The organism is Rhodococcus sp. PML026, assembly GCF_000963615.1.
Lineage (GTDB): Bacteria > Actinomycetota > Actinomycetes > Mycobacteriales > Mycobacteriaceae > Rhodococcoides > Rhodococcoides fascians.
The window spans coordinates 796,585-808,626 of sequence record NZ_KQ031373.1; the positions used below are offsets into that span (position 1 = coordinate 796,585).

Annotated in this window: 13 protein-coding genes; 6 read left to right on the plus strand and 7 right to left on the minus strand. The window is 63.9% G+C overall.

Features of this window, described 5'->3' with window-relative positions:
* Positions 1-17: 17 nt before the first annotated feature.
* The 4 genes from VF34_RS14430 to VF34_RS14445 are packed head-to-tail and all read right to left on the minus strand — an operon-like array spanning position 18 to position 5,405.
* Positions 18-821: an HAD family hydrolase gene (locus VF34_RS14430; protein ID WP_052718673.1), complete on the minus strand. Its 804-nt coding sequence runs from the start codon at positions 819-821 to the stop codon at positions 18-20.
* Positions 818-3,151, minus strand: coding sequence for a phosphoribosyltransferase (locus tag VF34_RS14435; protein ID WP_082079194.1), 2,334 nt, complete (start codon positions 3,149-3,151; stop codon positions 818-820). Before VF34_RS14435 ends, VF34_RS14430 begins: the two co-directional genes overlap by 4 nt.
* Entirely contained in the window at positions 3,148-4,296 is a 1,149-nt protein-coding gene (locus VF34_RS14440; protein WP_032367983.1) for an HpcH/HpaI aldolase/citrate lyase family protein, read from the minus strand. Before VF34_RS14440 ends, VF34_RS14435 begins: the two co-directional genes overlap by 4 nt.
* A gap of 29 nt (positions 4,297-4,325) precedes the next feature.
* Positions 4,326-5,405 (minus strand): hypothetical protein, encoded by a 1,080-nt coding sequence (locus VF34_RS14445; RefSeq protein WP_045841717.1) that lies wholly within the window; start codon positions 5,403-5,405, stop codon positions 4,326-4,328.
* 220 nt (positions 5,406-5,625) lie between these two features.
* Between VF34_RS14445 and VF34_RS14450 the strand changes: the two genes are divergently transcribed.
* Positions 5,626-6,201, plus strand: coding sequence for a TerD family protein (locus tag VF34_RS14450; RefSeq protein WP_027495074.1), 576 nt, complete (start codon positions 5,626-5,628; stop codon positions 6,199-6,201).
* A gap of 125 nt (positions 6,202-6,326) precedes the next feature.
* Positions 6,327-7,424: a DUF475 domain-containing protein gene (locus VF34_RS14455; protein WP_032373439.1), complete on the plus strand. Its 1,098-nt coding sequence runs from the start codon at positions 6,327-6,329 to the stop codon at positions 7,422-7,424.
* A 31-nt stretch (positions 7,425-7,455) separates the two neighbouring features.
* Here VF34_RS14455 and VF34_RS14460 read toward each other — a convergent pair whose 3' ends face one another.
* The 3 genes from VF34_RS14460 to VF34_RS14470 form a co-directional block, all read right to left on the minus strand.
* Positions 7,456-7,800: a response regulator transcription factor gene (locus VF34_RS14460; RefSeq protein WP_045841558.1), complete on the minus strand. Its 345-nt coding sequence runs from the start codon at positions 7,798-7,800 to the stop codon at positions 7,456-7,458.
* Between the two features lie 151 nt (positions 7,801-7,951).
* Positions 7,952-8,650 (minus strand): response regulator transcription factor, encoded by a 699-nt coding sequence (locus VF34_RS14465; RefSeq protein ID WP_045841559.1) that lies wholly within the window; start codon positions 8,648-8,650, stop codon positions 7,952-7,954.
* 52 nt (positions 8,651-8,702) lie between these two features.
* Entirely contained in the window at positions 8,703-10,106 is a 1,404-nt protein-coding gene (locus VF34_RS14470; RefSeq protein ID WP_045841560.1) for a glycosyltransferase family 87 protein, read from the minus strand.
* Positions 10,107-10,267: 161 nt separating this feature from the next.
* Here VF34_RS14470 and rpsF point away from each other — a divergent pair, with 161 nt between their 5' ends.
* The 4 genes from rpsF to rplI are packed head-to-tail and all read left to right on the plus strand — an operon-like array spanning position 10,268 to position 11,914.
* Complete coding sequence (rpsF, locus tag VF34_RS14475; RefSeq protein WP_008711385.1) at positions 10,268-10,555, plus strand: 30S ribosomal protein S6; 288 nt, start codon at positions 10,268-10,270, stop codon at positions 10,553-10,555.
* Between the two features lie 57 nt (positions 10,556-10,612).
* Complete coding sequence (locus tag VF34_RS14480) at positions 10,613-11,158, plus strand: single-stranded DNA-binding protein (RefSeq protein ID WP_027495079.1); 546 nt, start codon at positions 10,613-10,615, stop codon at positions 11,156-11,158.
* A 42-nt stretch (positions 11,159-11,200) separates the two neighbouring features.
* Positions 11,201-11,443, plus strand: coding sequence for a 30S ribosomal protein S18 (rpsR, locus tag VF34_RS14485; protein ID WP_027495080.1), 243 nt, complete (start codon positions 11,201-11,203; stop codon positions 11,441-11,443).
* 15 nt (positions 11,444-11,458) lie between these two features.
* The gene (rplI, locus tag VF34_RS14490; protein ID WP_027495081.1) at positions 11,459-11,914 is read left to right on the plus strand and encodes a 50S ribosomal protein L9; all 456 of its coding nucleotides are present in this window, start codon (positions 11,459-11,461) and stop codon (positions 11,912-11,914) included.
* Positions 11,915-12,042 lie beyond the last annotated feature (128 nt).

Below are 12,042 nucleotides of genomic sequence, written 5' to 3' on the forward strand. Positions count from 1 at the left end.
TGTCCCCCGACGAAGTGTTAGACGCGGTGCGCGGTGGTTCGGTTCCGCAGCCACTCGAGAATTTCCTCGCTGGCCCGCACGCCGGAGGAATCGGTGACGGTCAACCCGGGCCGGGCGAACCCCAGCAATTCGAGCTCGCCGTGCCGCGGCCTAACTGCCTCGTCGGCGGCCATGAGCATCTCGGCGTCGAGTGCGCCGTCACCGGCAGCGAACACGCCGGCCTCGGCATCCAGGGAACCGTCCTGAACCAGCCTGGCACGGACCTCGGCCACGGCGGAGCTCTTGCACACCGCGTTGGGCATCGTGTAGATCTTGCGGCCTTGCTGGGAGACGTTCCAGTCGCGTGCCGCGCACCACTGCGACCAGTCCGAGACGAAGTCCGGCGGGACGGCGGTGACGTCGACGACGAGGTAGCAGAACAGGCCGTCGGCCTCGCGGTATTTGAGCACCCAGTCCTCGGAGACCCTCGATCTCAACTCTGCCCCGATGCCGGCCAGGTCCAGATCGAAGCCCTTGCGCCAGGCCGTATCCGGCTCACCGTCGACGAGAATGTTGCCACCGTTGCTGGTGATGGCGTACCGCCACGGGGCACCCGGCAGGTCGATACGCTGGAACTGTTCGATGGTTCGCGTCGTCGTCGGAACCACGGTGACGCTCTCGCTCAACCCGCGGAGCAGCCACATGGACCGAGTGCTCATGTACGACAACGGTTTACCCTCGTACACCTCCACGCACTCGAACGTCTCGTCCAGGGGCACACCGAGCGCGCCTTCGGAGAAGATCATCGTGCGATCGAGGTCGACGGCGACGAGGGCGCTCACGAGGCATCCTCGGTGGAGACGTTCTTGATCAGACCCATGCACGAGTAGGCGAGGTCGGGTACCACGTCGACCGGTACTCCCCTGGCTTCGGCGAGCATCCGAATATGTTGGTGCTCCGGAGCATTCGCGTCGCGCACCAACACGCGCCACGGTACTCGGCGTAGCAGCACCCGCGTGGTCTCGCCGACACCGGGCTTGACGAAGTTGACGTGCGAGATGCCGTACTCCTGGCGGACCTTCTCCACCGATGCCCATCCCGACCAGGTGGGAGTTCTGTCGGACGCGAGCACCGACGACACCGTCTCCGCGACCTCGTCACGCACGTCGTCGAATCGAGCCGTCACCGCGTCGAGTAAGTGCCGCGACACATCGTCGGGAGCAAGGTCTGCGTAGTATTTCGCGCCGTGGAAATCACCCGGCCGGATGAGACTGTCGTTGAGTACAGTTCGCGAAACGAGGCCCGAGACGGTCGAATTCAGGCAGGCCGATGCGATGAGGAAGTCGTCTCGGGTCCCGTAGGTGCGAGCGCAGTGTCCGGGATCGGCGAGCACGGCCAGATCGTCGTCGAAGTCCGCCCCAGGGAAGTCGCGTAGTGCCGCTGTGAGTTCGCGTGCGATGGCACCTTTGCCGGTCCAGCCGTCCACGAACACCACCGAGCGTGAATCGTGGTGCTCGGCGAGGTAGCGCAGAGCGACGCTGTCGATACCCCGATCACGCACGATCGAGACGGCGTAATGCGGTATCTCGATGCCGTGGGCCGCGAAAGCCCAGCGCCGCATCAGAATTCCCACCGGAGTACCGGCCCGCGCCAGTGATGCGAGCACGATGTCGTGTCCGCGCTCGGCGAGCACCACCTCGGTGACGGTTCCGACGGCGACCGCGAGCCGCGCCGCACTCTCGTGCAGTACCTTCTCGAACAGTTCGCGATACGCAAGATCGGGTTGGTATTCCACCGGCAGCGATTCGGCATAGTGCGCCGTGCCGGCCTGAATCGCCCTCTCGCGCTCCGCCGTTGCCGCTTCCAGCGAGATCCCCGACAGATCTTTGAGTAGCCAGGTCACCTCGTCCGGCGCGTACGAGCCGAACTCGGGCCCACGCAGCGGACGGGCGCGTCTGGCGATCTCGAGCGCCTGCGGATCGGCACCGGTCACGACCACGACCAGCACGTCGGTGCCCGCCGCCGCGAGTGTCTCCGCCGCGGCGGTGAGTGCGTCGGTATCCGCGGGGGCATCGGCGACGAACACCAGGGTCGAGCCGGCCGGCGCGTCGGCGTTGTAGAGGTAGCGCAGAGAGGATTCGTCCTCGGGCGCTGCGAACTCGAAGCCCCGGCGCAGTGGGTAGCCCGCCACGTCGAGTACGTAGGCGGGCGAGCGGGTGGTCGTCTGGAACAGGGCGCTGTGTCCGCGTCGTTGCAGCGCTGCCGCCAGGCGTAACGGCAGGTACATCAGCTCCTCGTGGCCGACGACCACGACGGCACCCGAGTCGGGGAGCGACGCGTCGACGGTGGCCGCGACTGCTTCGATCGCGTCGTCGAACCCGGCTGCATCAGACCTGAGGAAGCCGTGGCGGCCGCCGTCGGGTAGAGCTGCGGGCCAGTGCGCGTCGATGCGGTGTACCGAACCAGGTTGTACAGCAATCGGATTGAACGTCGGATCGGGAAGGTCCAGTACCGTCTCCACGAGCCCGGGTGCCAGCTCGACCGATCCCTGAGCGAGGCTGACGTTGTCGATCACGACGCCCAGTTCGGCGGCCGTTGCTGCGGTCGCGTCGAGATGCTCGGCGGTACGCATGTCCACCAGGGATGCGATGACGTAGTGGGAACGCGCAGCCGTGGAATGGATCTGGCGGAGCGCATCGAGTGCGGTGGCTCCGGTCGAGATCTCGTCGTCGACGAGAACGAGGGGTAGTTCGCCGCCGAGCAGGTCCGCCGAGGTCGGCATCAGCAGATGGTCGGTGGCGTGCGAGTGCCCTTCCTCGAACTCTCCGTGCACCGTCATGCCCGGGACCGTGCGGCGGGTCGAGTGCACATAGCAGCGCGCATCGAGGGCGGTGCCCACCGTGTGACCCAATCCCGTTGCCGTCTCGGCGAATCCAAGAACATCGACGTCGGAGCCGCCGACCGCCGCAGCGACCAGGCCGGCCAATTCATCGCCGGCACCGATGACGACGTCCGGATCCACGGGTATGTGTTTGCCGAGCACAGTGGACACCAACAGATGTGCCCGTCGGGGATTGCGGCGTAGGCCGGGACGCACCAGTTGTCGTGCCGTCCACGACGACGAGGAGCCGGTGTCGGTCAGGGCGATGCCGTCGGCCGGGTTGTCGGTCATCGCTGAGCCAGCGCCGTCAGTAGGTCCACGAACGTGATCCCTTCGTTGGTGACCCCGAATGCCCGGGCGCGAACCATCGTCTGTTTCGCCCAATTGCGATGTGGTCCCAGCTCGTTCATCTTGTTCCGGTAGCCGGAGGCCTGCGCGCCGCCCTGATCGGAGGCCAGAATGTCGAGGGCGTCGTGGTATTCCTCGTGCGTCACTGCGGACAATGCGTGCACGGCAGGAACGTGGGATGGATGGATGACCGTCTTGCCCTGGATACCGTTGGCGCGGTCGAGGGCGACCTCGCGCAGCAGTGCGTCCAAGTCGCTGCTGACCAGTTGCTGCCGGAAGCGCACGGCCTCCTGGTCGACGAACGGCGTCTGGCGCAGCAGTGGCCGGAACATGCGTTCGTGGTCTGCGAAGTACTCCCACACCGGCCCGGTGATGACGAATCCCGATCCGTCGTTGCGGCCCAGGTGATTGACGATCGCGCTGATGACGTCGGCTACGACGCGGACGTCGTAGATCGTCAGGTCACGGTCGCGGCGAATGCCGAAGGTGCCGCACATGTCGGTGGCTCCGATGCGGACGGCCAGCACGATGTCTCGGTATTTTCCCAGTAGTTCTCGGATGGCAACGAGTTCGGTGTCGCGTGTTTCGCGGTGGACCACCTCGGCCGACTCGAGAACCGGCATCGCCAACAAGCGGGTGTCGTGCGCAGTGGATGCGGCGAGAATCTCGTCGAGGTACTCGGCTCCGGTTGCCGAGGTGAACTTCGGTACGACGAATCCGGCAAGTCCAGCGGCCCCAGGAGCCAGACCGGCGCAGACCGTCCGAATCTGTTGGGCCGTGCGGGCTCGGACGAACACCAGTGCATTCGAACCCGAGAGTTCGTTCAGAGTTCGGATGGTGTTCTCCACCGCGTACTGCAGATCATGATCTGCGACTGCATCTTCGAGATCGATCACGATCGATCGAACGCCCTCGTCGGTGCGCTTGTGCACCGTCGCGGTCAGGTCCGCACGGGTCGCGGGAATGTACAGCGTCGCACCGAGTGCTGTTGCTACGACGTTGTTTCCGTCGCTGACCGCGATGTCCTCCGGTTGCAGGAAGAACATGCGTTCGCGGGTGTCGGCGTCGAGATGGCGAAAGTGTTGCACCATGATCCTTCGTGTGAATGCGGTCGGTGCTAGCTGCGCATGCGTTCGATCACGCCTGCGATGAAGTCCGAAATGGTAGCCAGATCCTGCAGATATGACCAGTAGTCGGGATGGGTACCCGTCAGTGCGTTGCTCGCCCTGTCGATCCGGGCGAGCTGAGCATCCAGCACCGAGCCCCATTCGGCAACCAGACCGCGATTGATCGCGAGTTGTTGAGCGTCACGAAGTTTGAACCGGACCTTGCTCTCGGTCTCGCTCGGATCGGCTTTGACTGCGCGCAGCAGGCGAACACGATCGGTGACGGCATCGACCAGGTGCTCGGCATCGGTCAGGTGCGACCGGGCCTGGGCGACGAGATCCAAGGCCTGCTCGGGGTTGCCCGTGTCGAGCGCCGAACGGGCCGCTCGCAGATCCTCGTCGGCCTGTTCGATGTGGCGTGTGCTCGATCGTTCGTTGTGCGATAGATCCGCCGAGCTCTTGGCATTGAATTCGCGAAGCAAACTCGAGAAGGCCGGCGCGATCCCCTCGGATCTCGTTCGTACGGCTTCGATTCGGGTCCGCACCGAGACCAGTGCGGTCCGGGCCTCCTGCTGGCGTCCGGGGGCCGAGCGAACCGCCTCGCGCAACGCAGTGGATCTGTCCCGGACGACGGCAGCCTGCTCTCGCGCACGCAGCGGATCCCGTCGAACATCGTTCAATTGTGTTGTGGCGGCGTCCAGTTCGTTCCAGGCCTGCCGTAGTGATGGATAGGTGGCGTACTGCTCGTCGACGGTGGACCGCGCAGCGTCCGCCTCGGCCAGTGCGTCCTGCACCAGGCGCGGGGTGGCCGCGAACTGTGCCGAGGCGTGCTCGAGAGTGCTGCGATGAGCCTCGTAGAAACGGTCGACGGCGACACTGGCGTCGTGGAGCAGTCGCGTCGCGTTGTCGAATGCCGACCTGGCGGCGGCAGTGGTGATTCCGTCGAACTGTTCGACGGCAGCGAGATACGCCGCTCCCGCGTCGAAACACAGCTTCTCGGTATCGAACCATCGGCGGGCGAGTCCGTCCTCCGGACGCAGCGCGGTGGATGCCTCGACGCCGGCGGATGCGATGGACTGTCGCTTGTCCATGTCGAGAAAGGCGGCGACAGCGGCGTCCTGGGAACGACGCGCGGCGGCGTCCGATTCGGAACCTCGGCGAAACACCCCAGGCCAGCGACTTGTCACCTGTTCGATACTACCGACGGGAACCTCCGCATCACCGCGCTCGTTGGTCGAGTACGTCCAGAAACCGGACATTCCCACTACGGTTGTACCCGTAACGGGAAACCAATTGCGAAAGGACCTCTCAATGGGCGTCAGCCTCAGCAAGGGTGGCAATGTCTCGCTCACCAAGGCAGCACCGAACCTGACCGCGGTCGTGGTCGGCCTCGGTTGGGACATCCGCACGACGACGGGCACCGACTTCGACCTCGATGCCAGCGCCATCGCATTGAACTCGACGAAGAAGGCCCTGAGCGACGGGCACTTCGTGTTCTTCAACAACTTGAAGTCTCCCGACGGCTCCATCGAGCACACCGGGGACAACACCACCGGTGAAGGTGACGGAGACGACGAGCAGATCAAGGTCGATCTCGCCGCTGTGCCGCCGGAGATCGAGACCATCACGTTCCCCGTGTCGATCTACGATGCGGACGCTCGCTCGCAGTCGTTCGGTCAGGTGCGCAACGCGTTCATCCGCGTCATCAACCAGGCCGACAACTCCGAGCTTGCTCGCTACGACCTCAGCGAGGATGCCTCGACCGAGACCGCGATGGTCTTCGGCGAGCTGTACCGCAACGGCGCGGAGTGGAAGTTCCGCGCAGTCGGCCAGGGCTACGCGTCCGGACTCGCAGGCATCGCCCGGGACTTCGGAGTAAACGTCTAGTAAAGGCACTCCCAAGATTGGGGATACCCCCGCCTCGTCATTCATGATGGGCGGGGGTTTTTCCGTTTCGTCCCCCAACTTGGTCGCGCCTGCGGGCTCTGCTCCTAGCCAGAAAGGCCACTGACGTGGTTATGAGAATCTTCGGCTGGTCGATTGCGGTCACCATCGTGTCCGTCATCGTGGCCTTCTTGTACGGCGGACTCGAGGCGATGATTCTCGTCCTCATCCTCGGTGTGCTCGAAGTGTCCCTGTCCTTCGACAACGCCGTCATCAACGCCACCGTGTTGCGACGGATGAGTGAGTTCTGGCAGAAGATCTTCCTCACCATCGGCATCGTCATCGCCGTGTTCGGCATGCGGTTGCTGTTCCCGCTGGTCATCGTCTGGGCTGCGTCGGGCCTCGGTCCGGTCGCCGCCATCGACCTGGCGCTCAACCCGCCCGCCGACGGTGCCGCGACCTTCCCGGACGGTTCGCCGAGCTACGAAACGCTGCTGACCGACGCACATCCGCAGATCGCAGCCTTCGGCGGCATGTTCCTGCTGATGCTCTTCCTCGGCTTCATCTTCGAGGATCGCGAGATCACGTGGCTGAGCTGGCTGGAGAAGCCTCTCGCCCGGATCGGTCGCCTCGATCAGCTGTCCGTTGTCGTCGCGGGCCTGCTGCTCGTGCTCAGCGCCGAATTCCTCGCCGACGACGACAAGATTTCCACCGTCATGGTCTCCGGCGTGCTCGGCATGATCACTTACATTGCCGTCAACGGTCTCGGCGAACTGTTCCACATCGAGGAAGAGGGCGAAGAGTCCTCCGGCGGCCCGAGCGAACTGGCGAAGGCGACCGGCAAGGCCGGCTTCTTCCTGTTCCTCTACCTCGAGGTCCTCGACGCATCGTTCTCGTTCGACGGTGTCATCGGAGCCTTCGCCATCACCGCGGACCCGATCATCATCGCGCTCGGCCTCGGCTTCATCGGTGCCATGTTCGTTCGCTCGATCACGGTGTTCCTCGTTCGCAAGGGAACGTTGTCGGACTACGTCTACCTCGAGCACGGCGCGCACTGGGCAATCGGTGCCTTGGCCCTCATCCTGCTCGTGTCGATCGGCGTTCACATCAACGAACTGATCACCGGCTTCGTCGGAATCCTCTTCATCGGTGCCGCGCTGATCAGCAGCATCCGACGCAACAAGCGTCTCGAGAGCGAAGGCGTGGACACCGAAGTCCACGTCTGACCTTCGCTTCGAACTACAACAGCTCGAAGACTCACAGCTCCGAGATGTCGATGAGTCCGTCCTGCAGGGCCCGGGCCACCAGGGCGGCCTTGGTCGGGGCGGACCGTCCGACGGAGGTGTATTTCGCGCGGATGCGCGTCAGGTGGGTGTTGACGGTTCCCAGCGACAGGAACAGTGCCTTGGCGACCTCGGTCTTGGAGTCGAGGCGAATCCAGCAGAGCAGTACCTCGATCTCACGGTCGGTCAGGCCGGGCCGCGTAGGGAACGTGTCCAGCTGCTCAGCGGGCGGCACCAGGCTGATCAGTCCGCGAGCGAGCGGTGCGGCAGAGATGGAGTCGCTTTGTTCCGAGGGCATGGGATCGAGCAGTGCGGACATCAGTTCTCCCGAGGGCCGAGGCAGGTTGAGACGGTCTAAACCTGAGTCGACTCATTCTCACAGGTCGATCACAGACTCGCTGCCCTGATTTCTATGGGCATTTGAACCGTCAACTCCGAGGATGCGTCATGAATCGCGTTCCAACCGGTCATCAGTCCTGCGAGGGGAGCTCGGGCATCGGGAGCCACCCGTCTTCGACCGCGCGTTTGTACAGGTCGGTTTTGGTCGGTGCCGGACGCCCCGCCTCGGCGTATTTGTTGCGGATGCGCACGAGGTAGTCGTTCACGGTCTGTTCCGACAGTCCGGCCAGGCGGGCGACGCGTCCTGCCTTCTCGCCCGACGCGTAAAGGGCGAGCACCTCGCGTTGACGTGGGCTCAGACCGACGTCGGGCAGTTGCGGATCGCCGTCGATCGCCGCGGCCCAGTCCGTGGTGACCACCTGCCCGCCGCTCGCGGCTCGCCGGATCGCAGACACGATGGCCGATGCGGGCGCGGACTTGCGCACCACGCCGAGTACTCCCGCGCGTGCAGCGGACCGAACCAGGAATGCGTTCTCGGCACCGGTGTACACCAGCACTCGTGATCCCGCGGCGTGCAACTGTTCCACGTTCGAGCGCGGAGACGATCCGTCGCCGAGGCGCAGATCGAGTACCACCAGGTCGAGCGGCTTTCGCTGGGCGAGCAATTCGTCCACGGTGGAGGCCATGATCACGAGATCGAGATCGGGTTCGTCCGCCAGCATGGCCTTGAGGCCGAGCGCGACGGATTCGTGGTCCTCGATCAAACCGATCCGACGTACCGCGGCAGTGCCGTCCTCGGTACTTCCCTGAGTTTGCGACACCTGTGCCATGTCCCCGCCCCGCTCTGCGCGCTATTTCCCCAGCGCCCTGTTGCCCGAAGCTTTAGTGCCTCGGTGATGCCGTCACAGATGTCGTCGACGAACGAGGCGACGTTACCGACTCCGAGTCGGTTTCGCCCGGTTGGGCGAACCGCAGGCGAGCGCGGGCGAACACCACGAACAGCACCACCAGCAGCAGCGCTCGCCCCCAGACTCCGACGAGGACGAAGAATTCCTCGTCGTTGGCGTCGACGCCGGAGGCCAGCGCAGCGAAGTACTTGAACACGCCGATCCCCATCGACAGATCGACCATCAAGTACGCGGCGACAATCCCCCAGGGGACCCGAAGCAACACGAGGAAGGGAAGCAGCCACAGCGTGTACTGGGGTGAGTGCACCTTGTGCAGCAGCATGAAGCCGCACAGCATCGACCCGCTCACGGCGACCCAGGGATAGGTGCCGATCACGTTCGCGCGCCGGAAGCCGAGCCACAGCGCGAGCGCGAACGCGACGAACACCAGGAGCGGCGAGGCCACGTCGACGACTTTCTGGAACGACGCTTCGGCGTCGTTGTACGCGTCGGGCGTCATGCGGTCGTTGACGTAGAGATGGCGCAGCCCCCAGTACCAGATGGAGTTCGTCGTCAGATCCGCCTGGCGCAGCGACTGGAAGGTGAAGGACGCGCGCCAGCCCTCGTAACCGATGACGGCGAACGGCAGGTTGACTGCGACGACGGTGGCGATCGCGGCTCCCGCGACCTGCAGGCCGCCGCGTATGTCGTAGCGGCCACGGACGGTCTCCGGTTTTTCTCGACCGTTCGTTCCGCCGGTGACGACATAGGCAATGAGCGGGAGCACGAACGCGCCCGGATAGATCTTGAGGCAGAATCCGATCGCCAGCAGTACCGAAGCCACAATTGCCTTGCGCCGCAATGCAATCGGCAATGTCATGACGAAGATCGCACCTACCGCAGAGGCGACGACCGGTAGTTCCCAGTTGTGGAAGGCGTACATCACCAGGGGTGGGGAGATGGACCACAGCAGCGCCGGCCAGCCGGCCATCCGCCCGAGCATCCAGGCGGTGAGAAGCCCGAACGGCGCAAGGATCAGTGCCGAGGTCAACAGGAACTGCGCGTCGGTGTGGGCCGGGATCGCGCCGAGCCACATCAGCAGACCGCTCAGAACCGGATACTCGACGGTCCCTCCGGTGAGGATTCCATCGCTCGTGATTGCCCCGTGGATGTAGGGAAATATGTGATTGTCGATATCGCGCCCGAGCCACAGGAACTGGATGTCGGAGTAGCAGACGGACGAGTCCTTGATGACGTCGAACACCGTGCTGCGTCCGGACTCGTCGAACGGTGCGACGGCGCAGCGGGCCTTGTTCAGATATCCCAGAATCAACCCGATTGCTGCCATCGCGACGACCACGACAACCGTCGTCGGACTGGCGCGGACCCCGGATCGCATGGTGCAAGAGTATGACGAGCGAATGCCCGACTGTGCGCCCAGAGGGAATTAGCAGGTCAGGGCCCTGTCGTGTATCTTCGAGGGGTTGCTGACGCAACGACCCTCCTGCCACGGATAGTCCGTGGCCGTTTTCACTAGTCCACAGGAGGTGATGAGGTCTTATGCGTCATTACGAATTGATGGTCATTCTCGACCCCAATCTGGACGAGCGCACTGTCGCTCCGTCGCTCGATACGTTCCTCAACGTCGTTCGCAAGGATGGCGGCACCGTCGACAAGGTCGATGTATGGGGCAAGCGTCGTCTGGCTTACGAGATCCTCAAGCATGCCGAGGGCATCTACGCCGTTGTGAACCTCAACGCCGAGCCTGCCACCGTCAGCGAGCTGGATCGTCAGCTCGGACTCAACGAGTCCGTGTTGCGTACGAAGGTCCTGCGACAGGGCAAGTAATTGTCGGTGTCCGGCCCTAGGCTGGCACTCACAACGCTTACTACTGAAAGAGGAACCATGGCAGGCGAGACCGTCATCACCGTCATCGGAAACTTGACGGCTGATCCAGAACTTCGATTCACCCCCGCCGGTGCGGCAGTTGCCAACTTCACGGTTGCATCCACCCCGCGCACATTCGATCGTCAGACGAACGAATGGAAAGACGGCGACGCGCTCTTCATGCGCTGCAACATCTGGCGCGAGGCAGCGGAGAACGTTGCCGAGAGTCTGACCCGAGGCTCACGAGTGATCGTGAGCGGACGGCTGCGGCAGCGTTCGTACGAGACGCGCGAGGGTGAGAAGCGGACAGTCGTCGAGCTCGAAGTCGACGAGATCGGACCTTCACTTCGCTACGCCACCGCAAAGGTCAACAAGGCCAATCGCGGTGGAGGTGGCGGCGGAGGCGGCTTCAACTCCGGCTCGGGTTCCTCCGGCGGATCGGGCGGCGGCCGCTCGAACTCCTCGTCCAACTCCGGTTCCGGTGGAGACGATCCCTGGGGCAGTGCCCCGGCGGCGTCGGGCTCCTTCGGCGGACGTGGCGGAGACGAAGAGCCACCGTTCTAGATCCTTCGATCGAGAACAACCAGATGTAACGGAGAAAGACCCATGCCCAAACCGCCATTGCGCGACAAGGTGCTCAAGAAGAAGGCGTGTTCCTTCTGCAAGGAAAAGAACACGGCGATCGATTACAAGGACACGACGTTGCTGCGTAAGTACGTCAGCGATCGCGGAAAGATCCGTGCTCGCCGTGTCACCGGCAACTGCGTCCAGCATCAGCGTGACGTGGCCGTTGCCGTGAAGAACTCGCGTGAGGTAGCACTGCTGCCCTACGCCGCGACGGCTCGATAGAAAGGGGCGATTGGTATGAAACTGATCCTCACCGCTGATGTGGACAACCTCGGTGCGCCTGGCGACACCGTAGAGGTCAAGGACGGCTACGGCCGTAACTTCCTGCTGCCCCGCGGATTGGCCATCCAGGCCACCCGTGGAGCTCAGAAGCAGGTCGACGGCATTCGCCGCGCTCAGGAAGCTCGGGCCGTTCGCGGCCTCGAGCACGCCAACGAGCTCAAGCAGGCCATCGAGGGCCTCGAGTCCGTCACGCTGTCTGTCAAGACTGCCGGCGACTCGGGCAAGCTGTTCGGCTCGGTCACCGCGTCGGACGTCGCTTCTGCACTCAAGGCTGCCGGTGGACCGGTCGTCGACAAGCGCAGCATCGATCTGCCGAAGGCTCACGTCAAGAGCACGGGCAAGCACGACATCGTCGTGAACCTGCATCCCGACGTGACCGCCAAGTTCAAGCTGGAGGTCGTCGGAAGCTGATTTTCAGCTTTCGGCCCGAAACGGCTGCAAGAAACCCCACGAACTTCGGTTCGTGGGGTTTTTTCGTGCCATCTCACAAAATTCAACTGTCACAACGGTTTCCAAATTGTGAAGGATCTCTCTCGGTG

Bases quoted from the DNA above. Each gene is read 5' to 3' on its own strand.
- rplI (WP_027495081.1), top strand. From the start codon at position 11,459: ATGAAACTGATCCTCACCGCTGATGTGGACAACCTCGGTGCGCCTGGC.
- VF34_RS14450 (WP_027495074.1), top strand. From the start codon at position 5,626: ATGGGCGTCAGCCTCAGCAAGGGTGGCAATGTCTCGCTCACCAAGGCA.
- VF34_RS14470 (WP_045841560.1), bottom strand. From the start codon at position 10,106: ATGCGATCCGGGGTCCGCGCCAGTCCGACGACGGTTGTCGTGGTCGTC.
- VF34_RS14480 (WP_027495079.1), top strand. From the start codon at position 10,613: ATGGCAGGCGAGACCGTCATCACCGTCATCGGAAACTTGACGGCTGAT.
- rpsR (WP_027495080.1), top strand. From the start codon at position 11,201: ATGCCCAAACCGCCATTGCGCGACAAGGTGCTCAAGAAGAAGGCGTGT.
- rpsF (WP_008711385.1), top strand. From the start codon at position 10,268: ATGCGTCATTACGAATTGATGGTCATTCTCGACCCCAATCTGGACGAG.
- VF34_RS14435 (WP_082079194.1), bottom strand. From the start codon at position 3,151: ATGACCGACAACCCGGCCGACGGCATCGCCCTGACCGACACCGGCTCC.
- VF34_RS14460 (WP_045841558.1), bottom strand. From the start codon at position 7,800: ATGTCCGCACTGCTCGATCCCATGCCCTCGGAACAAAGCGACTCCATC.
- VF34_RS14465 (WP_045841559.1), bottom strand. From the start codon at position 8,650: ATGGCACAGGTGTCGCAAACTCAGGGAAGTACCGAGGACGGCACTGCC.
- VF34_RS14445 (WP_045841717.1), bottom strand. From the start codon at position 5,405: ATGGACAAGCGACAGTCCATCGCATCCGCCGGCGTCGAGGCATCCACC.